This window comes from Microtetraspora sp. NBRC 16547 (assembly GCF_030268965.1).
In the GTDB taxonomy this organism is placed as follows: domain Bacteria; phylum Actinomycetota; class Actinomycetes; order Streptosporangiales; family Streptosporangiaceae; genus Microtetraspora.
In genome coordinates, this window is the sequence record NZ_BSSE01000030.1 from 55475 (window position 1) to 78145 (window position 22671).

General features: G+C 70.8%; 18 protein-coding genes. 17 read left to right on the top strand and 1 reads right to left on the bottom strand.

Annotated elements, in window-relative coordinates; translation table 11 throughout:
- Positions 1 to 109: 109 nt before the first annotated feature.
- The 14 genes from QSK17_RS30040 to QSK17_RS30105 all read left to right on the top strand — a co-directional run bounded on the left by QSK17_RS30040 (position 110) and on the right by QSK17_RS30105 (position 17327).
- Complete coding sequence (locus QSK17_RS30040; protein WP_285708869.1) at positions 110 to 487, top strand: DUF948 domain-containing protein; 378 nt, start codon at positions 110 to 112, stop codon at positions 485 to 487.
- Positions 484 to 738 carry a hypothetical protein gene (locus QSK17_RS30045; protein WP_285708870.1) on the top strand — a complete coding sequence of 85 codons (255 nt, stop codon included), beginning with the start codon at positions 484 to 486 and terminating at the stop codon, positions 736 to 738. Before QSK17_RS30040 ends, QSK17_RS30045 begins: the two co-directional genes overlap by 4 nt.
- Before the next feature lies 1 nt (position 739).
- Positions 740 to 3412 carry an alanine--tRNA ligase gene (gene alaS, locus QSK17_RS30050; protein ID WP_285708871.1) on the top strand — a complete coding sequence of 891 codons (2673 nt, stop codon included), beginning with the start codon at positions 740 to 742 and terminating at the stop codon, positions 3410 to 3412.
- A 28-nt stretch (positions 3413 to 3440) separates the two neighbouring features.
- The gene (gene ruvX, locus QSK17_RS30055; protein ID WP_285708873.1) at positions 3441 to 3935 is read left to right on the top strand and encodes a Holliday junction resolvase RuvX; all 495 of its coding nucleotides are present in this window, start codon (positions 3441 to 3443) and stop codon (positions 3933 to 3935) included.
- Between the two features lie 504 nt (positions 3936 to 4439).
- On the top strand, positions 4440 to 5582 hold the full coding sequence (mltG, locus tag QSK17_RS30060; protein ID WP_285708874.1) for an endolytic transglycosylase MltG: 1143 nt from the start codon (positions 4440 to 4442) through the stop codon (positions 5580 to 5582).
- A complete protein-coding gene (locus QSK17_RS30065; RefSeq protein ID WP_285708875.1) occupies positions 5579 to 6439 on the top strand; it encodes a shikimate dehydrogenase in 861 nt (286 codons plus the stop codon). Before mltG ends, QSK17_RS30065 begins: the two co-directional genes overlap by 4 nt.
- Before the next feature lie 265 nt (positions 6440 to 6704).
- On the top strand, positions 6705 to 7304 hold the full coding sequence (gene infC / locus QSK17_RS30070) for a translation initiation factor IF-3 (protein ID WP_285708900.1): 600 nt from the start codon (positions 6705 to 6707) through the stop codon (positions 7302 to 7304).
- Between the two features lie 132 nt (positions 7305 to 7436).
- Positions 7437 to 7631 carry a 50S ribosomal protein L35 gene (gene rpmI, locus QSK17_RS30075; RefSeq protein WP_285708876.1) on the top strand — a complete coding sequence of 65 codons (195 nt, stop codon included), beginning with the start codon at positions 7437 to 7439 and terminating at the stop codon, positions 7629 to 7631.
- Positions 7632 to 7655: 24 nt separating this feature from the next.
- Positions 7656 to 8036 (top strand): 50S ribosomal protein L20, encoded by a 381-nt coding sequence (gene rplT, locus QSK17_RS30080; protein WP_066943892.1) that lies wholly within the window; start codon positions 7656 to 7658, stop codon positions 8034 to 8036.
- 68 nt (positions 8037 to 8104) lie between these two features.
- A complete protein-coding gene (locus QSK17_RS30085) occupies positions 8105 to 8944 on the top strand; it encodes a TrmH family RNA methyltransferase (protein WP_285708877.1) in 840 nt (279 codons plus the stop codon).
- 97 nt (positions 8945 to 9041) lie between these two features.
- The gene (locus QSK17_RS30090; protein ID WP_285708878.1) at positions 9042 to 10136 is read left to right on the top strand and encodes a sensor histidine kinase; all 1095 of its coding nucleotides are present in this window, start codon (positions 9042 to 9044) and stop codon (positions 10134 to 10136) included.
- 118 nt (positions 10137 to 10254) lie between these two features.
- Positions 10255 to 11355: a phenylalanine--tRNA ligase subunit alpha gene (gene pheS / locus QSK17_RS30095; RefSeq protein WP_285708879.1), complete on the top strand. Its 1101-nt coding sequence runs from the start codon at positions 10255 to 10257 to the stop codon at positions 11353 to 11355.
- The gene (locus QSK17_RS30100; RefSeq protein ID WP_285708880.1) at positions 11355 to 13919 is read left to right on the top strand and encodes a phenylalanine--tRNA ligase subunit beta; all 2565 of its coding nucleotides are present in this window, start codon (positions 11355 to 11357) and stop codon (positions 13917 to 13919) included. The genes pheS and QSK17_RS30100 overlap by 1 nt, the downstream gene beginning before the upstream one ends.
- Positions 13920 to 14129: 210 nt before the next feature.
- A complete protein-coding gene (locus QSK17_RS30105; protein WP_285708881.1) occupies positions 14130 to 17327 on the top strand; it encodes a penicillin acylase family protein in 3198 nt (1065 codons plus the stop codon).
- A gap of 115 nt (positions 17328 to 17442) precedes the next feature.
- On the opposite strand, the gene QSK17_RS30110 is transcribed toward QSK17_RS30105, so the two are convergent.
- Complete coding sequence (locus QSK17_RS30110) at positions 17443 to 19125, bottom strand: class I adenylate-forming enzyme family protein (protein ID WP_285708882.1); 1683 nt, start codon at positions 19123 to 19125, stop codon at positions 17443 to 17445.
- Positions 19126 to 19318: 193 nt separating this feature from the next.
- On the opposite strand from QSK17_RS30110, the gene argC reads away from it, so the two are divergent.
- The 3 genes from argC to argB all read left to right on the top strand — a co-directional run bounded on the left by argC (position 19319) and on the right by argB (position 22605).
- Positions 19319 to 20341, top strand: a complete 1023-nt coding sequence (argC, locus tag QSK17_RS30115; protein ID WP_285708883.1) for an N-acetyl-gamma-glutamyl-phosphate reductase — start codon at positions 19319 to 19321, stop codon at positions 20339 to 20341.
- 156 nt (positions 20342 to 20497) lie between these two features.
- Entirely contained in the window at positions 20498 to 21652 is a 1155-nt protein-coding gene (gene argJ, locus QSK17_RS30120) for a bifunctional glutamate N-acetyltransferase/amino-acid acetyltransferase ArgJ (RefSeq protein ID WP_285708884.1), read from the top strand.
- On the top strand, positions 21649 to 22605 hold the full coding sequence (argB, locus tag QSK17_RS30125; RefSeq protein WP_285708885.1) for an acetylglutamate kinase: 957 nt from the start codon (positions 21649 to 21651) through the stop codon (positions 22603 to 22605). The genes argJ and argB overlap by 4 nt, the downstream gene beginning before the upstream one ends.
- The last annotated feature ends 66 nt before the right edge of the window (positions 22606 to 22671 follow it).

A 22671-nucleotide genomic window follows, 5' to 3' on the forward strand; every position in this document is an offset into this window, starting at 1 on the left:
TTCGCGGTAGGGTCTTGCCATTCCAGCCGAATCCGCCAGGCCGACTCCGCGCGGCGCGGGTTCGAGCGGAGTCACGCGCCTGCCACCTATCGAGGAGACGGATCCGCACATGCTAACCGCGGGAGAGGTCGCCGGTCTGATCGTCGCGATGTTCTGGGCGATCCTGGTGTGCTTCATGGCCGTCGTGCTCGTCAGGCTGGCCCGCCTGCTCACCGAGACCACCAAGGTGGTGTCCGAGCTGAGCGATCGGGTGGTGCCGCTCCTGGAGGACGTCGGCCACACGGTCAACGAGACCAACCGCCAGCTCGTCGCGGTCGAGGCGATCACGGAGAACGTCAAGGACGTCAGCGGCAACATGGTGAAGATCACCGGTGTCGCCGCCATGCTGTTCGCCGGGCCGATGATCAAGATGTCCGCCCTGGGCTACGGCGTGCGCGAGGCGCTGGCCCGGCGCGACCGTCGCGCGATCGGAGGGCGCCGCCCGTGATCCGCCGGTTCTTCTACATCACCGTCGGCGCGTGCCTCGCCGTCTGGGCCATGCGTAAGCTTCAGGCGATGCGGCCCGAGAACGTGGCCAGACGCGCGGCCGGCCGGGCGGCCGGGATCGCCGGCGAGCTCGTGGAGTTCGCCGGGGACGTCCGCGCCCTCGCACGGGAGCGGGAAACCGAGTTGCGGGCCCGCATGGGACTCGAGAGTCTTGACAGAAACCACGACCACGACGTAAAGGATGGCCGCTGAAATGGAGTCGGCAGAGATCGCCCGCCGCTTCCTGCGCTTCTTCGAAGAGCGCGGGCACACCGTCGTGCCCTCGGCCAGCCTCGTCGCCGAGGACCCGACGCTGCTTCTGGTACCCGCGGGCATGGTGCCCTTCAAGCCCTACTTCCTCGGCCAGCGCACGCCGCCGGCGTCGAGGCTGGTGAGCGTCCAGAAGTGCATCCGCACCCCGGACATCGACGAGGTCGGCAAGACCACGCGGCACGCCACGTTCTTCCAGATGCTGGGCAACTTCTCCTTCGGTGACTACTTCAAGGCGCAGGCGATCCCCTTCGCCTGGGAGCTGCTGACCCGGTCGGAGTCCGACGGCGGCTTCGGCTTCCCCGAGGAGCGTCTCTGGGTCACCGTCTACGAGGACGACGACGAGGCGGCCGACATCTGGCACAAGACGGTCGGCGTCCCGCTTGACCGCATCCAGCGCCGGGGTCTGGCCGACAACTACTGGCACATGGGCGTGCCCGGCCCGGGCGGTCCCTGCTCGGAGATCTACTACGACCGCGGTCCGGAGTACGGCCGCGAGGGCGGTCCGGTCGCCGACGAGAACCGCTACCTCGAAGTCTGGAACAACGTCTTCATGCAGTTCCAGCTCAGCGCGGTCCGCAACAAGGTCGACTTCGACATCGCGGGCGAGCTGCCGAGCAAGAACATCGACACCGGCATGGGCCTGGAGCGCATGGCGGCGATCCTGCAGGGCGTCGACAACATCTACGAGATCGACACCACCTACAAGATCCTCGACCGGGCGGCCGAGCTCACCCGCACGAAGTACGGCCGGGACAGCCGCGCGGACGTGTCGCTGCGCGTCGTGGCCGACCACACGCGCGCCGGCGTGATGCTGGTCGCCGACGGAGTCCTGCCCTCCAACGAGGGCCGTGGGTACGTCCTTCGCCGCATCCTGCGCCGCAGCATCCGCAACCTCCGCCTGCTCGGCGCGGGCGAGGAGCGGTACATGCACGAGCTCACCGCGACCACGATCGACGTGATGGGCGAGCTGTACCCCGAGCTGAAGAGCGACGCGGCCAACATCCACACCGTCATCGACGCGGAGGAGACGTCCTTCCTCGGCACGCTCCGCACCGGCACGGCGATCTTCGACGCGGCCGTGGAGGAGTCCAAGCGCAAGGGCGCCGTCACCCTGGGCGGCGACCAGGCGTTCCAGCTCCACGACACCTACGGCTTCCCGATCGACCTCACCCTGGAGATGGCCTCCGAGCAGGGTCTCAAGGTCGACGAAGAGGGTTTCCGCCGGCTCATGAAGGAGCAGCGGGACCGGGCGAAGGCGGACGCCGCGGCCAAGAAGACCGGCAACGCCGACATCTCCGTCTTCAGCGGCATGCTGGAGAAGGCCGGCAAGGTCGACTTCCTCGGCTACGACCACACGACCGCCGAGGCGAACGTCATCGGCCTGATCGTCGACGGCGGCTCCGTCCCGGCGGCGGGGGAGGGGACGACCCTGGAGATCGTCCTCGACCGGACGCCGTTCTACGCCGAGGGCGGCGGCCAGCTGTCCGACCAGGGCGTGATCCGCACCGCGGGCGCCGAGGTCGAGATCATCGACGTGCAGTCGCCGATCGGCGGCCTCGTCGTGCACCGCGGCAAGGTCCGCACCGGCGAGATCCGGGTCGGCGAGCAGGCGCAGGCCGAGATCGACCTGGAGCGGCGCCGTGCGATCTCCCGCAGCCACACCGCGACCCACCTCGTGCACCGCGGCTTCCGCAACGCGCTCGGTGAGTCCGCGGCGCAGGCGGGTTCGGAGAACTCCCCCGGCCGCTTCCGGTTCGACTTCACGGCGGCCGGAGCCGTCTCCCCGAGCGTCCTGCGCGACGTCGAGGACGAGGTCAACGCGGTCCTGATCAACGACCTCAGGGTCAACGCGTTCTACACCTCGCAGTCCGAGGCCCGCGCCATGGGCGCGCTCGCGCTGTTCGGCGAGAAGTACGGCGATGAGGTGCGCGTGGTCGAGGTCGGCGACTACTCCCGCGAGCTGTGCGGTGGCACCCACGTGGCGAGCTCCGGCCAGCTCGGCCTGGTCAAGGTCCTCGGCGAGGCGTCGATCGGCGCGGGCGTGCGCCGGGTCGAGGCGCTGGTCGGCCTGGACGCCTTCCGCTTCCTGGCCCGCGAGAGCGTGCTGGTGGCGCAGCTCAGCGAGCAGCTCAAGACGCGCCGCGAGGAGCTGCCGGAGCGGGTCGAGGGCATCGTCACCCGGCTGCGGACGGCCGAGAAGGAGCTGGAGAAGCTCCGCTCGGCACAGGTGCTCGCGGTCGCGGGCGAGCTGGCCGCCGGGGCGGCCGACGTGCACGGCGTGTCGGTCGTCACGCACCGCGCGCCCGCTGGCACCTCACCCGACGACCTGCGTAAACTCGCCCTCGACGTGCGCGGCCGATTCCCGAGCGACCGCGCCGCGGTGGTCGTGGTCGCCGGTGTCCCCTCCGACCGGCCGGTCGTGGTCGCCGCGGTGAACGAGGCGGGACGCGAGCGTGGCCTGAAGGCGGGCCGGCTGGTCGGCGTCGCCGCCAAGGCGCTTGGGGGTGGCGGTGGCGGCAAGGACGATGTCGCGCAGGGCGGTGGCACCCGCCCCGAGGCGATCGGCGACGCGCTGCGCGCCGTGGAGGAGACGATCTCCTCGTCCCTCACCTGACGGCCGGGTCTGTCGGGGAGAACCGGCCATGAGGCAGGGTGTGCGACTCGGCGTCGACGCGGGAGCGGTACGCATCGGCGTGGCGCGCAGCGACCCTTCGGGGCTGCTCGCCACGCCGGTCGAGACCGTGCGCCGGGGCCGGGGTGACGTGGATCGGATCGCCGCGATCGTCGCGGAGCACGAGGCGATCGAGGTGGTCGTGGGGCTGCCCACGTCCCTTTCGGGGCGGGAGAGCCACGCGGCCGGGGTGGCGCGGGAGTTCGCCGCCGTTCTCGCCGAGCGGCTCGCGCCGATCCCGATCCGGCTTTTCGACGAGCGGTTGACGACGGTCACCGCCCAGCAGCGGCTGCGCTCCAGTGGCGTGAAGGCGAAGAACCAGCGCTCCGTCATCGACCAGGCGGCGGCCGTGGTGCTGCTTCAGGCCGCGCTCGACTCCGAGCGCTCCACCGGCAGGCCGCCGGGCCGCCCCCTCGGACCGCCGGGCGGAGCCGGCGGCGAGGAAGCGAGCGGCGGAGCCGGCTGATGCCCGCCGCGGCGACCCCGGCCGCCCGTTCCGATGCTTCGGTGGCCCAGCGGGCCGCCTGTTCATGTTCCCGGCTCTCGGTCGAGCGCGCCGATCAACCCGGTAGTGATGCCATACTTAGGGCACTTCGCTCCAAAACGGGCGAAAAGTGCCGGTTTGTCAGAACCGCTCTTCACCGTAGGATCATCAAATTCACCGACAAAGAGGGCGAGTTTGTGAAATACCGGGAAGAGCTGAACGCGTACCTAGGGACCATCTAGGACATGACCATCCGAGCCCGGAAGGATCGTCCTGGCCCTCTGGCGGTCCGGGGCGCCGCCTCCCCATGCGGAGGACGGTCGGCCCGGAACCGGGGGCCCACGCCCGCTCCTAGGGAGTGTCAGACACGACCTAGCAGGGTCGGGCGCGTAATCGAACGCCGGAACCCCCTCGGTTCTGCGCACTCGCTTGACGTGGGGCGCGTCGTACCGGGAGATTGGCCAGCGCACTATGAATGATCTCGATATGGACTTCCTGCTGGGATCCGACGACGACGGGCCCTCACGGCGCCGTTCCCATGGCCCGAGCCGCAGCCAGCGCCACCGCAGCCGCCGGCGGCGCAAACGGCAGCGCCGCAAGGGTTTCGCCGCCACCTTCTTCGCCATGGTCATCGTCGCCGGGGTGCTCGGCGGCGCCGGCTACTACGGCTTCCACTGGTTCCGCGGCATGTTGGTCCCGAAGGACTTCACCGGCACCGGCAATGGCGAGGTCGTGGTCGAGGTCAAGGAGGGGGCGACCGCCTCCGACGTCGCCCAGGAGCTGGAGGAGCAGGGCGTCGTGGCCAGCGCGCGGGCGTTCGTCAACGCCATCGGCGCGGCGGGCAAGAGCTCCTCGCTCCAGCCGGGTGAGTACAAGCTGCGCAAGGGCATGTCGGCGGAGTCCGCGGTCACCATGCTGGACCCGAAGAACCGCGTGGTCAGCGGCACGCTTACGATCCGCGAGGGCCTGCGGCTCAGCAAGATCTTCGCCGATCTGTCCACCGCCAGCGGTAAGCCGGTCGAGGAGTTCCAGAAGGCCGCCAAGAAGGACATCGGCCTTCCCCGGTACGCCAAGGGACGGCTGGAGGGCTACGCCTTCCCCGCGACCTACGAGATCTCGCCCAAGATGAGCGCGGACCAGATCCTGACCAAGATGGTCGACCGCTTCAACCAGACCGCCCAGCGGCTCGATCTGGAGCGCCAGGCGAAGCAGCTCGGCTACACCGCGCACGACATCATGACCATCGCCAGCATCGTGCAGGCCGAGTCCGGCAACCAGCAGGACATGCCCAAGGTCGCCCGCGTCATCTACAACCGCCTCGGCCTGAACCCGCCGATGAACCTGAAGATGGACAGCACGGTCATGTACGGCCTGAACAAGTACGGCATCGCCGCCAGCCACAAGGACCTGGAGAGCACATCGCCGTACAACACGTACAAGTATCCCGGGCTGCCTCCCGGTCCGATCGCCAACCCCGGTGACCACGCCATCGAGGCGGCGCTCAAGCCCGCCGACGGCACCTGGCTGTGGTTCGTGACCGTCGATCCGAAGAAGGGCATCACCAAGTTCACCGACAAGGAGTCGGAGTTCGGGAAGTTCGTCGAAGAGTTCAACCGGAACAACGGATGACCGGAGATCTCCCGGCCGCCGGAGCCGGGCCGTACGCGCGGAGAGCGGCGGTCCTCGGCCTTCCGGTTCTCCACTCGCTCTCCCCGATCCTGCACCGCACCGCGTACGCCGGGCTCGGCCTGTCCGGCTGGCGGTACGACGCGATCGAGTGCGGCGAGGAGGAGCTGGCGAAGCTGGTCGCCGGGCTCGGCCCCGAGTGGGCCGGGCTGTCGCTGACGATGCCGCTCAAGCGCGTGGTGTTCCCACTGCTCGACACGGTCTCCGATCTCGCGGTCGCGGTGAACGCGGTCAACACGGTCGTCTTCCGTGACGGCCGCCGCCACGGCGAGAACACCGACGTGTACGGCATCGTCCGGGCGCTGGCCGAGGCCGGGGTGATCGCGCCGTCCAGCGCCTCGATCCTGGGCGGAGGCGCGACGGCGGCATCCGCGATCGCGGCGCTGCGCGAGACGGGTCTGCGCGAGGTGACGCTGGTCGTGCGCGAGCGGTCCCGGGCCGCCGAGACGCTGGAGGTGGCCGAACGGCTCGGCGTCATGGTCGCCGTACGGACCTTTGAGGACTTCGACGCCGACGTCGACCTACTGGTCTCCACGCTGCCCTCCGGAGCCGCGGACGTCTTCGTCTCGCGGGCGGCCCGGGCGAAGGCGGTCTTCGACGTGGTCTACTCGCCGTGGCCGACGCGACTGGCCGCGGCCGTACGGGAGCGGGGCGGTGTCGTCATCGGCGGGTTCCCCATGCTCTTGCACCAGGCGGTCAGGCAGGTCGAGCTGATGACCGGCAGGACGGACGTGCCGGTCGAGGAGATGCGCGCGGCCGGTGAGGCGGAGATCCTCAGGCGGGCCGCCGCGGCCGGCTGACCGCCCGGACGGAATAGCCGGGGCGGTCGCCGGGTTGTGGTAATGTTGTCACTCGATCGGTCCGGCATGCCGGCTGGACGCGCAAGCGGAGGTCCTCCTCCCACCTGATCGGCCGAAAGGCGGACGGGTCAAGGATCACAACCAGAGCTTTCTCCACGAGAGCTCAGTGACCCCGCATGCGTGACGTGCGGGGTTTTGTGTTTTTCCCGCACGGTCGAGCATCAAGCGGAAGTCCTTTGGAGGTCCCATCAGCACCGAGCCCCGCATCAACGATCGTATTCGCGTGCCGGAGGTTCGCCTCGTAGGCCCGAACGGCGAGCAGGTCGGCATCGTCTCGATCGGCGATGCACTGAAGCTGGCCCAGGAGAGCGATCTCGACCTCGTCGAGGTCGCGGCGACGGCCAGGCCGCCCGTGTGCAAGCTCATGGACTACGGCAAGTTCAAGTACGAGTCGGCCATGAAGGCGCGCGAGGCCCGCCGCAACCAGGCACATACGATCATCAAGGAAATCAAGCTCCGGCCGAAGATCGACCCGCACGACTACGAGACCAAGAAGGGTCACGTCGTGCGCTTCCTCAAGGCGGGGGACAAGGTCAAGGTCACGATCATGTTCCGGGGTCGCGAGCAGTCCCGGCCGGAGTTGGGCTTCCGGCTGTTGCAGCGGCTTGCCGAGGACGTCACCGAGCTGGGTTTCGTGGAGTCACAGCCCAAGCAGGACGGGCGAAACATGATCATGGTCATCGGCCCGCACAAGAAGAAGGCCGAGGCCAAGGCCGAGAAGGCGGCGGCCAAGGCACAGCGCGGCGAAGAGTACGCGGAGCAGGAAGCCCCCTTCGAGGAGCAGGAATCCGCGCCCGCGGAGTGACGCGCTCGTCTGAGTGATCAGACACGCATGGAGAAGCCGAGACCGGGACGGTCTCGCAGAGCCAGGCATGCCGCCGGCTCGGGTTACCGGCCCGGGCTGTCGGCACGGACCAACGAGGGAGAGACGGCTGAGATGCCGAAGATGAAGACGCACAGCGGTGCGAAGAAGCGGTTCCGGGTGACCGGCTCCGGCAAGATCGTTCGCCGGCGGGCCAACCGGAAGCACCTTTTCGAGCACAAGCCGTCCACCCGTACGCGCCGGCTCGAGGGCGACGTCATCGTTTCCGACGCCGACGCCAAGAAGATCAAGAAGCTGCTCGCGAAGTAACCGACCCCGGGGAGACTGAACAACATGGCACGCGTGAAGCGGGCGCTCAACGCCAAGAAGAAGCGCAGGGTCGTCCTCGAGCGGGCGAGTGGCTATCGGGGTCAGCGGTCCAGGCTGTACCGCAAGGCCAAGGAGCAGATGCTCCACTCGATGACCTACGCGTACCGGGACCGCAAGGACAAGAAGGGCACCTTCCGGCGCCTGTGGATCCAGCGGATCAACGCCGCGGCCCGCGCGAACGGCATCACCTACAACCGGTTCATCCAGGGCCTGCGTCTCGCCGGCATCGAGGTGGACCGTAAGATCCTCGCCGATCTCGCGGTGAACGACGGCCAGACCTTCGCCACCCTGGCCGAGGCGGCGAAGAAGGCCCTGCCGGCCGACGTGAACGCGCCGGTCGCCTGAGCCGGGCGAATCAGAACTCAAGGGGCTCACCGGCATCCGGTGGGCCCCTTTTTTCGACGAGGGAAGGCATGGCCGGATCCGAGCTCACGAACATCAGGTCCCCGCGGGTCAAGGCCGCGCGGCGGCTCGCCAAGCGCGCTTTCAGGGACCGCGACCGGGCCTTCCTGGCCGAGGGGCCGCAGGCCGTCCGTGAAGCCCTCACGCTCGACGGCGTGACGGTGGAGCTGTTCGCCACGGCGGAGGCCGAGACCAGGCACGCCGACATCGTCGGAGCGGCGGCCGCCGCGGGCGTCCCCGTCTTCCGGGTCAGCGGCGAGGTCATGGCCGAGCTGGCCCAGACCGTCACCCCACAGGGGCTGATGGGTGTCTGCCGGTTCGTCCACGTCCCGCTCTCCGAGGCGGTGCCGTCCGGCGCTCGGCTGGTCGCCCTGCTCGCCCACGTCCGCGACCCCGGCAACGCCGGCACCGTCCTCCGCACGGCGGACGCCGCCGGAGCCGACGCCGTCGTCTTCACCGACGCCTCGGTCGATCCGTACAACGGCAAGTGCGTCCGGGCCAGCGCGGGCAGCCTGTTCCACCTTCCGGTCGCGACCGGGGCTCCGGTGGCCGAGGCCGTGCGGCACGTACGGGACGCCGGGCTGCGCGTCCTCGCGGCGGACGGCACGGGCAAGGCGACCCTCGACGACGTCGATCTCGGCGCGCCCACGGCCTGGCTGTTCGGCAACGAGGCGTGGGGGCTGCCCCCGGAGCTGCTCGAACTCGCCGACGAGGTGGTGCGGGTGCCGATCTACGGCCGGGCGGAGAGCCTCAACCTCGCCACCGCGGCCGCGGTCTGCCTGTACGCCTCGGCCCGGGCGCAGCGGCAGACCTTACATCATGGGGAAGAGCCATCTACTCCCGCGGTCTGACAAGGCCGACTAGAGCGGGAAACCCGCTATTGTCGGCCTTGGAGCGCGCTCGGTTCCCCATCGGGCGGGCTTTCACAGGATCGAGGGAGGCGGTCTCGTGCGTGGTGAGGGCACTCCCCGGGGCGCCGGAGAACCGGCCGCCGGTGGGAGTGTGGACGTCTGTTCCGACGATCTCCCCGACGGGCTCGTCGTGGCGGACTCCGAAGGCGTCGTCCTGCTCGTCAACCGGGCCGCGGAGCGGCTGACCGGAGTGGCCCGCCGGACGGCGGTCGGCCGGCACATCACGGACGCGCTGCCGTTCCGCGACCCCGAGGGCCGCGACTGGTGGAAGTGCCTCGACCCGCACGGCGGCCTGCCCACCCGGACCCGGCAGCCCGAGCGCACGGTGCACCTGCCCGGCCGTCAGGAGGTGCTCCTCGCCGCCCGCCTGGTCCGCCGCCCGGAGCGCGCCGGTCCGGTGATCCGCGTCGTCATCACGCTGCGCGACGCCTCGGCCCGGGCCCGGCTGGAGCGCAGCAGGGCCGACCTCGTCTCCACCGTCGCGCACGAGCTCAGATCGCCGCTGACCAGCGTCAAGGGCTTCACCGCCACGCTGCTGGCCAAGTGGGAACGCTTCACCGACGCGCAGAAGCTCGTCATGCTCCAGACGGTCAACGCCGACGCCGACCGCGTCACCCGCCTGATCACCGACCTGCTCGACGTGTCCAGGATCGAGTCCGGCCGGCTGGAGGTCCACCGCCAGGTCGTGGACGTTCCGGCCCGGGCCCGCAGGCTCATCGCGGGCCGGGTCGCGGCGGGTGAGTCCGCCGACCGGTTCCGGCTCGACGTGCGCGGCGAGCTGCCGGAGACCTGGCTCGACCAGGACAAGATCGACCAGATCCTCGGCAACCTGCTGGAAAACGGAGTGCGCCACGGGCGCGGTACTGTCACGGTAGTGGTCGAAGCCGTCGAATGGGGAGTGGCCGTGTCCGTGCGCGACCAGGGCGAGGGTGTCGCACCCGAGCTGGTCACGCGCGTCTTCCGCCAGTTCTGGCGCGGCAACGGCCGCAGGCGGGGCGGCACCGGCCTCGGTCTCTTCATCGTCAAGGGCCTGGTCGAGGCCCACGGCGGCACCATCACCGTGCAGCGCGCGCCCGGCGGCGGCGCCGAGTTCCGATTTACCGTGCCCACCGGGACCCCTGACTTCGCCTGACCCTCAGACCCGGTGGGCCGACCGCGCCGGACCCCGCCGTCGATCTTCGCGGGGGCGAATCTTGACGCATCCGGCACTAGACTCGTGCACGCTTAAGCCCTGGATACGGAGCTCTCTCTTGTCGAACACCTATGACCCGGTCGAGGTGACGCCACTGCACGCCGACGAGGTCGTGCGGGCACAGGCCGACGCCCTCGCCGCGATCGCCGCGGCGGGCGACCTCGACGAACTGAAGCAGGTACGGCTCGCGCACGCAGGCGACCGCTCGCCGATCGCGCTGGCCAACCGCGAGATCGGCGCGCTGCCGCCGCAGGCGCGGAGCGAGGCGGGCAAGCGCATCGGCGGCGCACGCAAGGCCATCGGCGAGGCGCTCTCCGCCCGCCAGGCCGAGCTGGAGGCCGAGCGTGACGCGCGTGTCCTCGTGGAGGAGACCGTCGACGTCACGCTGCCGTGGGACCGCCGGACGCGCGGCGCCCGGCACCCGCTCACCACGCTGCAGGAGCGCGTCGCCGACGCGTTCGTCGCGATGGGCTACGAGGTGACCGAGGGGCCCGAGCTCGAAGGCGAGTGGTTCAACTTCGACGCGCTGAACATCGCGCCGGACCACCCCGCCCGCTCCGAGCATGACACGTTCTTCGTCGAGAGCCCCGACTCCGGCAAGGTGCTGCGCACCCAGACGTCGCCGGTGCAGATCCGCGCGCTGCTCTCGCGTGATCTGCCGGTCTACGTCATCTCCCCGGGCAAGGTCTTCCGCACCGACGAGCTGGACGCCACCCACACCCCGGTCTTCCACCAGGTCGAGGGGCTCGCGGTCGACAAGGGGCTCACGATGGCCCACCTGAAGGGCACGCTGGACCGGTTCGCCGAGGTGATGTTCGGCGAGGGCATCACCACCCGGTTCCGGCCCAACTACTTCCCGTTCACCGAGCCGTCCGCCGAGATGGACCTGCGCTGCTTCGTCTGCCGCGGCGCGTCGGCCTCCCCGGGCAACCCGCCGTGCCGTACGTGCAAGTCGGAGGGCTGGATCGAGTGGGGCGGCTGCGGCATGGTCAACCCCCGCGTGCTGATCGCCTGCGGCGTCGACCCGTCCGTCTACTCGGGCTTCGCGTTCGGGATGGGCATCGAGCGCACCCTGATGTTCCGCCACAACGCCGAGGACATGCGCGACATGGTCGAGGGCGACATCCGCTTCACCCTGCCGTTCGGAATGGAGGTCTGATGAAGGTCCCGCTTTCATGGCTGCGGGAGTACGTCGATCTCCCCGCCGTCACGGCCCAGGAGGTGGCCGACAAGCTCACCTCGGCGGGCCTCAAGCTCGAGTCGATCGCGTCCCACGGTCACGAGATCAAGAACGTGGTCGTCGGCCAGGTCGTCGCCATCGAGGAGCTCACCGGCTTCAAGAAGCCGATCAGGCACTGCCTCGTCGAGGTGGGGGAGGCAGCGCCGCGCGAGATCGTGTGCGGCGCGACCAACTTCACCGAGGGCGACGTCGTGCCGGTCGCGCTGCCCGGCGCGGTCCTGCCCGGCGGCTTCGAGATCGGCTCGCGCAAGACCTACGGGCGGCAGTCCGACGGCATGATCTGCTCCGAGGCCGAGCTCGGCATCGCCGAGTCCTCGCCGGGCATCCTGCTGCTCCCGCCGGACACGCCTCTCGGGACGGACGTCGTCGAGCTCCTCGGCCTCCGTGACGACGTGCTGGAGCTGGAGATCACGCCGGACCGCGGGTACGCGCTGTCGATCCGGGGCGTCGCCCGCGAGGCGGCCACCGCGTTCGGCGTGCCGTTCCGCGACCCGGCCGTGATCGAGCTCCCGGCCGCGGCGGAGCCGTCCTATCCCGCGTCGATCGCCGACCCGACGGCCTGTGACCGGTTCGTGCTGCGCTCGGTGTCCGGCTTCGACCCCGCCGCCGAGAGCCCGCTCTGGATGCGGGTGCGGCTCATCCGCGCCGGCATGCGGCCGGTCTCGCTCGCCGTCGACGTCACGAACTACGTCATGCTCGAGCTGGGCCAGCCGCTGCACGCGTTCGACCGGTCCCGCCTGTCCGGCGAGATCGTCGTACGGCGGGCCAGGCCGGGGGAGACCCTGGAGACGCTCGACCACGTGACGAGGAAGCTCCACGAGGAGGACATCCTCATCACCGACGACTCGGGACCGATCTCGATGGCCGGCACGATGGGCGGACTGCACACCGAGATCTCCGACTCCTCGACCGACATCGTGATCGAGGCGGCGCACTTCTCCGCCACGGGCATCGCCAGGGAGTCGCGTCGGCACGGCCTGGTCAGCGAGGCGTCCAAGCGGTTCGAGCGGGGCGTGGACCGCGAGCTGCCGCTCGCCGCGTCCTGGCGTGCCGTCCGGCTCCTGGTCGAGCTGGGCTCCGGCACCGCCCACCCGGGCGTCACGCACGCCGAGGTGGACGTCGCCCCGGTCCGGATCGTCATCCCCTCCGGGCACCCCGGGCGCGTCGCGGGCCTGCCGTACGAGCGGGAGACGGTGATCCGCCGACTGGAGCAGGTGGGCTGCACGGTGGTCGAAGGCGCTGCCGCCGAGGGTGAGATCGCCGAGTCCGGCGGCCACGGCGTGGCCGCGACCGGCATGGTGTCCACCGGCGACCTGCACGAGAAGCTGGCCGTGCGCGGCGACGACCCGCTCACGGTCACCCCGCCGTCCTGGCGGCCGGACCTGACCGACCCGAACGACCTGGCGGAGGAGGTCATCCGCCTGGAGGGCTACGAGCATCTGCCATCGGTGCTGCCCGCCGCCCCCGCCGGGGCCGGGCTGACCGAGGGGCAGCGGCTGCGCCGCAGGGTCGGCCGGGCGCTGGCCTACTCCGGCTATGTCGAGGTGCTCTGCTACCCGTTCATCGGCGTGCGCGACCTGGACAACCTGCAGCTTCCCGCGGAGGACGCGCGCCGGCGGGCGACCCGGCTGGTCAACCCGCTCAGCGAGGACGAGCCGCTCATGCGGACCACCCTCCTGCCCGGCCTGCTGAAGACGCTGGTCCGCAACGTGGGCCGCGGCGCCGGCGACGTGGCGCTGTTCGAGACCGGCCTGGTCTACCGGCCCGAGCCGGACGCCCCGGCCGCGGCGCCGGTGCTCGCGGTCGACCGCAGGCCGACCCCCGAGGAGTTCGCGGAGATCCAGACCGCGCTGCCGCGGCAGCCGTTCCGGGTCGCCACGGTGCTGGCCGGTGAGTTCGAGCGGTCCGGCTGGTGGGGTGAGGGCCGTCAGGCGTCCTGGGCCGACGCCGTGGAGGCGGCCCGGGTCGTCGCGCGCGAGGCCGGGATCGAGCTGGAGGTCCGCGCCGACCAGCACGAGCCCTGGCATCCTGGCCGCTGCGCCGCCCTGTACGCGGGTGACGTCCTCGTCGGGCACGCCGGTGAGCTGCACCCGCGTGTCGTCGAGGCGTACGGCCTGCCGCAGCGCACTGCCGCGATGGAGCTGGAGCTGTCGCTCCTGACTCCCCAGGGGCCGGTGGAGGCCCCCGCCGTGTCCGCGTACCCGGTGGCCACCCAGGACGTCGCGCTGATCGTCCAGGCCGGAGTCACCGTGGCCGAGGTCGAGGCCGCGCTGCGCGAGGGGGCCGGCGAGCTGCTGGAGTCCGTCCGGCTGTTCGACGTGTACACGGGCGAGCAGGTGGGCGAGGGCCGCAAGTCCCTGGCGTACTCGCTGCGCTTCCGCGCTCCGGACCGGACGCTCACGGTGGAGGAGACCACCGCGGCCCGCGACGCCGCCGTGGCGCTCGCCCACGAGCGCACCGGGGCCCAGCTCCGCGGCGTCTGACCCCGCCTGGACCTGCCCGGACCCGCCTGAACGAGGTCCGTCGATGCCCGCCCGGCTCCGTGCCGGGCGGGCATCGCCGTGTCCGGAGCCGAAATGGCCCATTGATCCCCGGGTTACCAACGAGTATCGTCCCAAGCTGAGCAGCCCTCATATTCGTGCGCGCGAATGACATCACCCCCACCCCGGCTTCTCGCGAAGGGAAGTTCCCCCATGCACGCGCGCCTTCGAGGGGCGTTCACGGCCGCTGCCGTGTGCGCCCTCGTGATCACCGGCTTACCGGCGTCCCCCGCCGCCTCAGCCTCCTCCTCCCCGGCGGCGGCCGCCGAGGTCTCCGGCGACTACTGCCTCGGGCAGTGCGCCGACGTCCTCCCTCCAGGAGAGAACGGCAACGCCACGCTGGCCGACATCCTCGGCAACCAGTCCGTCGGCACCCGGCCCGCGCACAGCGCCGACCAGATGGGCAAGTACGCCGGGCTCATCTCGAGTTACACCGGGCTGACGGAGGACCAGATCGCCTCGTTCTTCAACGACGCCTCCTTCGGCGTGCCCGCCGGCGAGGTCGAGAGCACGATCAGCCCCCGGTCGGACGTCACGATCGTCCGGGACAAGGCCACCGGCGTGCCGCACATCACCGGCACCACCCGTGAGGGCACCATGTTCGGCGCCGGCTACGCGGGCGCGCAGGATCGCCTGTGGGTCATGGACCTGATGCGGCACGTCGGCCGGGGCGAGCTGACCCCGTTCGCCGGGGGCGCCCAGGGCAACAGGGAGTTGGAGCAGAGCGTCTGGCGTAACTCCCCCTACACGGAGGCCGACCTCCAGGCCCAGATCGACCGGCTGCGTGACTCCGGCCCCAGGGGCGCTCAGCTGTACGCCGACGTCCGGAACTACATCGACGGGATCAACGCGTACATCCGCACCTGCATGTCCAAGCGCAACTGCCCGGGCGAGTACGTGCTGACCGGGCACATGGACGCGATCACCAACGCGGGCGGACCGGTCGCCTTCGCCATGACCGACCTGGTCGCGATCTCCGGGGTGATCGGCGGTCTCTTCGGGGGCGGCGGCGGCAGCGAGATGCAGTCGGCCCTCGTCAGGGTCGCCGCGCGGGCCAAGTACGGCGCCGAGGTGGGCGACCAGATCTGGGCGGCGTTCGGCAGCCAGAACGACCCGGAGACCGTGCTCACCCTGCACGACGGGCAGAGCTTCCCCTCCGGAGCGGCGCCCGCGGGCGCGACCGGAGTCGTCCTGCCGGACGCCTCCGCCGCGCCCGTCGACATCGTCGAGAACAAGACGGGAACGGCGACCTCCGCGACGACGGCCGCGAAGAGCCCGCTCGACGGTCTCACCGTCGACAACGCCAAGCCCGGCATGTCGAACGCGATCGTGATCTCCGCGGCCAAGTCGAGCACCGGCCACCCCGTCGCGGTCTTCGGCCCACAGACCGGCTACTTCGCGCCGCAACTGCTCATGCTGGAGGAACTGAACGGACCCGGCATCCGGGCGCGCGGCGCCGCCTTCGCCGGGCTCAGCCTGTACGTCCTGCTCGGCCGGGGCGCCGACTACGCCTGGAGCGCCACATCCGCCGGCCAGGACATCACCGACACGTACGCGATCACGCTGTGCGACCCGAAGGGCGGGACGGTGACCACGGGCTCGGACCACTACCTGTACCACGGCACCTGCACCGCCATGGAGACGCTGCGCAAGAAGAACTCCTGGAAGCCGAACACGGCCGACTCGACGGGCGCCGGAACGTACGACCTGGTGATCAAGCGCACGAATTACGGGCTGGTGACGTGGCGCGGCACCGTCGGCGGGGTCCCGACCGCCTTCACCACGCTGCGCTCGACCTACCGGCACGAGCCCGACTCGGCGGTCGGCTTCCAGATGTTCAACGACCCGACGGAGATGGGATCGGCCGCGGCGTTCCAGAACTCGGCCGCCAACATCGGCTTCGCGTTCAACTGGTTCTACGTGAACTCGCAGGACTCGGCGTACTTCATGTCGGGCAACAGCCCAGTGCGGGCGGCCGTCTCGGACCCGAACCTGCCGATGGCCGCCGACGCCGCGCACGAGTGGGCGGGGTACGATCCGGCCGCCAACACCGCGACGTACGAGGCCGCGAGCACCCACCCGCAGGCGGTCAACCAGGACTACTTCGTCAGCTGGAACAACAAGCAGGCCAAGGACTACGGGGCGGCGGACGGCAACTTCAGCTTCGGCTCGGTGCACCGGGGCGATCTCCTGGACGCGCCGGTGAAGGCCGCGCTCGCCTCGGGCACCCTCGACCGGGCCGGCGCCGCGAAGATCATGGCAGGCGCGGCGACGACCGACCTGCGCGGCTGGAAGGTGCTGCCCAACCTGCTCCGCGTCATCGACAGCGCCACGGTGACCGACCCCGCGCTCGCCTCGGCCGTGTCCAAGCTGTCCGCCTGGGCGTCCGCCGGAGCGCGGCGCGCCGAGACCAGCGCGGGTAGCAAGACGTACGCGCACGCGGACGCGATCCGCGTCTTCGACGCCTGGTGGCCCAAGCTGGTGCGGGCGCAGTTCAGGCCCGGCCTCGGCGACGGACTGTACCAGTCACTGGTCAACGCCCTGCAGATCAACGAATCGCCCTCCGGGCAGCAGCAGGGCGACGTCTCGGCCATTGCCCCTTCGGCGAACGAGGCCCAGACGCACAAGGGATCGTCGTTCCAGTACGGCTGGTGGGGTTATGTCGACAAGGACGTCAGGAACGTGCTGGGGGACCCTGTGCAGGGAGCGTTCCCGGACAAGTACTGCGGGGCCACCGTGGACGCGTGCCGTACGGTCCTGCTGGACAGCCTGTCCGCGGCGCTGGCCGAGCCCGCGACGGTCACCTACCCGGCCGACGGAGTGTGCTCCGCCGGGAACCAGTGGTGCGCGGACGCGATACGGCAGTCGCCGCTCGGCGGGATCAAGCAGGACCTGATCTCCTGGCAGAACCGGCCGACCTACCAGCAGGTGGTCTCCTTCCCGGCGCGGCGCGGGGACTCGGTCGCCAACGCGGCGCTCGGTGCCACGGCGAGCGCGTCCAGCAAGGAGAGCTTCCTCTACCCGGCGGCCAAGGCGAACGACGGTGACCGGTCGAGCCGCTGGTCGAGCGCGTCCAGTGACAACCAGTACTTCCAGGTGGACCTCGGGTCGGTCACGAGCGTGGCCCGGGTGATCATGCGCTGGGAGGCGGCGTACGGCAAGGCGTACCGGATCCAGACGTCGACCGACGGGAGCAACTGGACCACGGTCTACTCCACCACGACGGGCGACGGCGGCGTGGACAACGTCACGTTCGCTCCGGTGAACGCGCGCTATGTCCGCATGCAGGGCGTCACACGCGCCACGTCCTACGGGTACTCGCTCTACGAGTTCGAGGTCTACGGCCGGTAGCGAGCGGCCGTTCCGGACCTTCCGGCGGGCGGGGCGCCTCCCGCCCGCCGGAGGCGTGCGGCGCCGCCCAGGAATCCGGGCACGTCGCGGATGCAAATGCGGTCCGTGACGCGCGTCACGCGTCGAGGACCCGGCGGCGCAGCACGGTCTTGAGGATCTTGCCGCCCGGGTTGCGGGGCAGCTCCTCCTTCAGGAACCAGATCGTCGCCGGCACCTTGAACCCCGCGACGCGGCCGCGCAGGAAGTCCTGGAGCTCCGCCGCGGCGACCGCCGAGCCGGACCTGCGGCGCACGACGGCGCCCACCTCCTCGCCCAGCTCGTCGTGCGGGACGCCGATCACGGCGGCGTCGTCGACACCCGGATGCTCGAACAGCGCGGCCTCGACCTCGGCGCAGTAGACGTTCTCACCGCCGCGGATCACCATGTCCTTGGCCCGGTCGACGATGTAGACGAAGCCGTCCTCGTCCACGCGGGCGAGATCGCCGGTGTGCAGCCAGCCGTCCACGAAGGTCTCCGCCGTGGCCTCCGGCCGGTTCCAATATCCGCTGATCACGATGGGGCCGCGGATGCACAGCTCGCCGACCTCGCCGGTAGGCAGCTCCGTTCCGTGGGGGTCGCAGATCTTCACTTCCGTGACGGCGAGCGGAAGCCCGATGCTGTCCGGCCGGGCGGCGTAGTCCTTGCCGGCGTTGTAGATGGCCAGCGCCGTCGTCTCGGTCATGCCGTACCCGTTGGACGGCGTCCGGTCGGGCAGCAGCTCGGTGATCCGCTCCAGCAGCTTGGGCGGCGCCGGCGCGCCGCCGTACGAGATGGAGGTCAGGGAGGAGATGTCGTAGCGCCCGAACGCGGGATGGGACAGCAGCTGCCAGGCGTTGGTCGGCACGCCGGTCAGGACGGTGACCTTCTCGCGCTCGATCATCTGGAGCGCGCGCTCGGGATCCCATCTGTACATGAGGGCCAGCCCGCCGCCGCTGAAAATCGTGGTGATCAGCACGGCGAAGCAGCCGGTGACGTGGAAGAGCGGCACCGCGAGCAGCGTGACGCGCCGGACCGACGCCGCTCCCGCCGGGTCCTTCCCGGCCAGCGCCGTGGCGCGCATCATCGCGTACGCCACGGTCATGGGGGCCTGTCCCAGGTTGCGGTGGGTGCCGAGCGCGCCCTTGGGGCGGCCAGTGGTGCCGGAGGTATAGAAGATCGTCGCGGGGTCGTCGGGTCCCAGCTCGACCGGGGGAAGGGTCACGTCGGCCCGCACCTCTCCCATGACCTCGGCCAGGTTCGCACCGGGGCCCCGGGCGACGATCACGGGCACGCGGGTCTCCTCCGGGTCCCCGACCGGCTCGGCGCCCCTGACCCGCTCGGCCCGCTCGGCGTCGGCGATCAGCAGCTTCGCCCCCGAGTCGGCCAGGCCGTACGCCAGCTCCTGGCCGGTCCACCACGCGTTCAGCGGCACCGCCACCGCACCGGAGGCCAGGATGGCGGAGAACGAGACGACCCACTCCGGATAGTTCCGCATCGCGAGCGCGACCCGGTCGCCCTTGGCGATGCCGTAGTCCTCGACGAGGCGGCGGGCCAGGGTGGCCGCGCGGCGGAAGTGCTCCTCGTAGGTGATCCGTTCGTCCGCATAGATGAGGAAGACGTTCTCCCCGTGGAAACGGCTGATCTCCAGTAGATCCCGGAACGTCCGGGGAGCGTGCTTCCATGCGCGGATCGTCGTTCCGCCGACCTCTACCTCTTCCATCTCGAAGAGCTGGCCGGGCGCGGTGAGCTGGGCCTGAACCTGGGCATGAGTGATAGCCATGGAGTGTGCTCCAAGCCGCGATGGTAACCGGAAATGTCACGATACCGACCGGTAGGTACGTAGGCCAGGGATGTGAACGCATAGATCCGGCGTCCCGACCTCGGGCGTTTCGGCTTGCATGATCATGCTATGCGATGCATACTCTTTCTCGGTAAGAAGATGAGTACGTTCGCATGAACATGCAGGGGGACCGATGAGGGCGGCGATCGCGGGGGCGACCGGTTACGCGGGGGGCGAGCTGCTCCGGCTGCTGCTCGGTCACCCGTCCTTCGAGATCGGCGCGCTGACCGCCGGTTCCAGCGCGGGAACGCGGCTCGGTCAGCACCAGCCGCACCTCCCCGCCCTGGCGGACCGCGTCATCCAGGAGACCACCGCCGAGACGCTGGCCGGCCATGACGTCGTCTTCCTCGCGCTGCCGCACGGCCAGTCGGCCGCCATCGCCGCCCAGCTCGGCGAGGGCACGGTCGTGGTGGACTGCGGCGCCGACTTCCGGCTGGAGCGCGCCGAGGACTGGACCCACTTCTACGGAGGCACGCACGCGGGCACCTGGCCGTACGGCCTGCCCGAGCTGCCCGGGCAGCGCGAGGTGCTGCGCGGGGCCCGCAGGATCGCGGTCCCCGGCTGCTACCCCACGTCGGTGACGCTGGCCCTGTTCCCGGCCTTCGCCGCCGGGCTCGTCGAGCCCGACGTGGTCGTGGTCGCCGCCAGCGGCACCTCCGGCGCGGGCCGGGCGCCAAAGCCGAACCTCCTGGGCAGTGAGGTGATGGGCTCGGTCAGCGCGTACGGCGTGGGCGGCGTCCACCGGCACACCCCGGAGATGGAGCAGAACCTGGCGCGGGTCGCCCGAAGGCGGGTCCGGGTCTCCTTCACCCCGACTCTCGCGCCGATGAGCCGGGGCATCCTCGCCACATGCACGGCGCCGGCCGCGCCCGGCCTCACCGCCGCGGCGCTCCGGGAGGCGTACGAGACGGCGGTGAAGGACGAGCCCTTCCTCCACCTGCTGCCGGAGGGGACGTGGCCGGCGACCGCGATGACGGCCGGTGCCAACACCGCGGTCCTGCAGGTCACCCTCGACGAGCGTTCGGGGCGGGTCGTCGCCGTCGCCGCCCTCGACAACCTCACCAAGGGCACGGCCGGCGGCGCCGTCCAGAGCGTCAACCTGGCCCTCGGCCTTCCCGAGGAACTCGGCCTGCCCGTGAACGGGCTGGCCCCGTGAACAGACCGGCCCGTGACCCGCGAATCCACCGGAGATCCGGTGCGGTTCCGGTGAGCCTCCGGTGAGGCGAGGACGTCGCGTGACACGGCGCGGCGAGCGAACAGAACGACACGCGACACGCGAATGCGGCCCCCGGCCGCGAGGCGAGGAGGTTGTATGAGCGTCACGGCTCCACTCGGGTTCCGGGCGGCGGGCGTCGTCGCGGGCATCAAGGCGAGCGGCGCGCGCGACCTCGCGCTCGTCGTCAACGACGGGCCGTCGCGCGCGGCCGCGGGCGTCTTCACCGCCAACCGGGTCAAGGCCGCGCCGGTGCTCTGGTCGGCGCAGGTTCTCAGCGGAGGCCGGGTCAAGGCGGTGATCCTCAACTCCGGCGGCGCCAACGCCTGCACGGGGCCGCTCGGCTTCCAGGACACGCACGCCACGGCCGAGAAGGTCGCCGCGGCGCTGGAGGACTCCGCGGGCGAGATCGCGGTCTGCTCCACCGGGCTGATCGGCGAGCGGCTGCCGATGGACGCGCTGCTCGGCGGCGTCGAAACGGCCGTGTCCCAGCTCTCCCGGGACGGCGGCCTGGCCGCCGCCGACGCGATCAGGACCACCGACACGGTCAGCAAGATCGCTTTCCGCAAGGGCGAGGGCGGTTACATGGTGGGCGGCATGGCCAAGGGCGCGGGCATGCTCGCCCCGGCGCTGGCCACCATGCTGTGCGTCATCACCACCGACGCCGAGCTCACCTCTGAGGAGCTGGACGCGGTGCTGCGCAAGGCGACGGGCGTCACTTTCGACCGGCTGGACGCCGACGGCTGCATGTCCACCAACGACACCGTGCTGCTGCTGGCCAGCGGCGCGTCCGGGGTGCGGCCCGACCTCGCCGAGTTCGAGAAGGTCGTCACCACGGTCTGCGCCGACCTCACCCGGCAGCTCCTGGTCGACGCGGAGGGCGCCTCCAAGGCGATCGCGATCGAGGTCGTGGGCGCCGCCAGCGTGGAGGACGCCGTGACGGTGGGCCGGACGGTGGCCAGGAACAACCTCCTCAAGTGCGCGATCCACGGTGAGGACCCCAACTGGGGCCGCGTGCTCGCCGCAGTCGGTACGACGGACGCGGTGTTCGAGGCGGACCGGCTCAACGTGGCCATCAACGGCGTCTGGATCTGCCGCGGCGGCGCCGTGGGCGACGACCGGTCCAAGGTCGACCTGCGTCCCCGCGACGTGACGATCACCATCGACCTGTCCGCCGGCCCGCACTCCGCGACGATCCACACCACGGATCTCACCGCGGCGTACGTCCACGAGAACTCGGCGTACTCCTCATGACGGCCCGGCAGAACGGCGCGCTCGACAAGGCGCACACGCTGATCGAGGCGCTGCCCTGGATGGCGCGCTTCCACGGCGCGACCGTCGTCATCAAGTACGGCGGCAACGCGATGACCGAGGAGCACCTGCGCGAGAAGTTCGCCGACGACGTGGTCTTCCTCAGGTACGCCGGGCTCAGGCCGGTGATCGTGCACGGCGGGGGCCCGCAGATCCAGCGGCACCTCGACCTGCTCGGCATCGAGAGCCACTTCGTCGGCGGCCTGCGGGTGACCACGCCCGAGGCCATGCAGGTGGTCCGGATGGTCCTGGTCGGTCAGGTCAACCGCGACGTGGTCGGCCTGATCAACCGGCACGGGCCGTTCGCGGTCGGCATGTCGGGCGAGGACGCCCACCTGTTCACCGCCGAGCGCAAGCACGCCGTCGTCGACGGCGTCACGGTCGACATCGGTCAGGTCGGCGAGATCGTCGGCGTCGAGGCGGGAGCCGTAGGGGCCCTGCTGGACGACGGGCGGATCCCCGTGGTGTCGTCGATCGCGCGCGGTGAGGACGGCGCGATCTACAACGTGAACGCCGACACGGCCGCCGCCGCGCTGGCGGTCGCGCTGGGCGCGTCCAAGCTGGTCGTGCTCACCGACGTCGAGGGCCTGTACGCCGACTGGCCGAACAGCGACGAGGTCGTCAGCAGGATCACCGCGACGGAGCTGGCCGAGCTGCTGCCGTCGCTGTCGAGCGGCATGGTCCCCAAGATGGAGGCGTGCCTCACGGCGGTGCGCGGTGGCGTCCCGGGGGCGCACGTGCTCGACGGCCGGGTACCGCACTCCCTGCTGCTGGAGATCTTCACGGACGAGGGCATCGGCACGATGGTGCTGCCCGACTCCACCCCCGCCCAGGCCGTGCCCGCACCGGCGGGACATCGCATGCAGGTCACCATTCCGATCAAGGGGGACGCGTGAGCGAGGCGACGAGGCCGGACCGGAGCCCGGCAGGAGAGGCGCTCAGGAAGCGTTTCGAGGCGGCGT

Coding starts and splice junctions, on each gene's coding strand:
- QSK17_RS30040 (WP_285708869.1), top strand. CDS start 110: ATGCTAACCGCGGGAGAGGTCGCCGGTCTGATCGTCGCGATGTTCTGG.
- alaS (WP_285708871.1), top strand. CDS start 740: ATGGAGTCGGCAGAGATCGCCCGCCGCTTCCTGCGCTTCTTCGAAGAG.
- ruvX (WP_285708873.1), top strand. CDS start 3,441: ATGAGGCAGGGTGTGCGACTCGGCGTCGACGCGGGAGCGGTACGCATC.
- mltG (WP_285708874.1), top strand. CDS start 4,440: ATGGACTTCCTGCTGGGATCCGACGACGACGGGCCCTCACGGCGCCGT.
- QSK17_RS30065 (WP_285708875.1), top strand. CDS start 5,579: ATGACCGGAGATCTCCCGGCCGCCGGAGCCGGGCCGTACGCGCGGAGA.
- rpmI (WP_285708876.1), top strand. CDS start 7,437: ATGCCGAAGATGAAGACGCACAGCGGTGCGAAGAAGCGGTTCCGGGTG.
- rplT (WP_066943892.1), top strand. CDS start 7,656: ATGGCACGCGTGAAGCGGGCGCTCAACGCCAAGAAGAAGCGCAGGGTC.
- QSK17_RS30085 (WP_285708877.1), top strand. CDS start 8,105: ATGGCCGGATCCGAGCTCACGAACATCAGGTCCCCGCGGGTCAAGGCC.
- QSK17_RS30100 (WP_285708880.1), top strand. CDS start 11,355: ATGAAGGTCCCGCTTTCATGGCTGCGGGAGTACGTCGATCTCCCCGCC.
- QSK17_RS30105 (WP_285708881.1), top strand. CDS start 14,130: ATGCACGCGCGCCTTCGAGGGGCGTTCACGGCCGCTGCCGTGTGCGCC.
- QSK17_RS30110 (WP_285708882.1), bottom strand. CDS start 19,125: ATGGCTATCACTCATGCCCAGGTTCAGGCCCAGCTCACCGCGCCCGGC.
- argC (WP_285708883.1), top strand. CDS start 19,319: ATGAGGGCGGCGATCGCGGGGGCGACCGGTTACGCGGGGGGCGAGCTG.
- argJ (WP_285708884.1), top strand. CDS start 20,498: ATGAGCGTCACGGCTCCACTCGGGTTCCGGGCGGCGGGCGTCGTCGCG.
- argB (WP_285708885.1), top strand. CDS start 21,649: ATGACGGCCCGGCAGAACGGCGCGCTCGACAAGGCGCACACGCTGATC.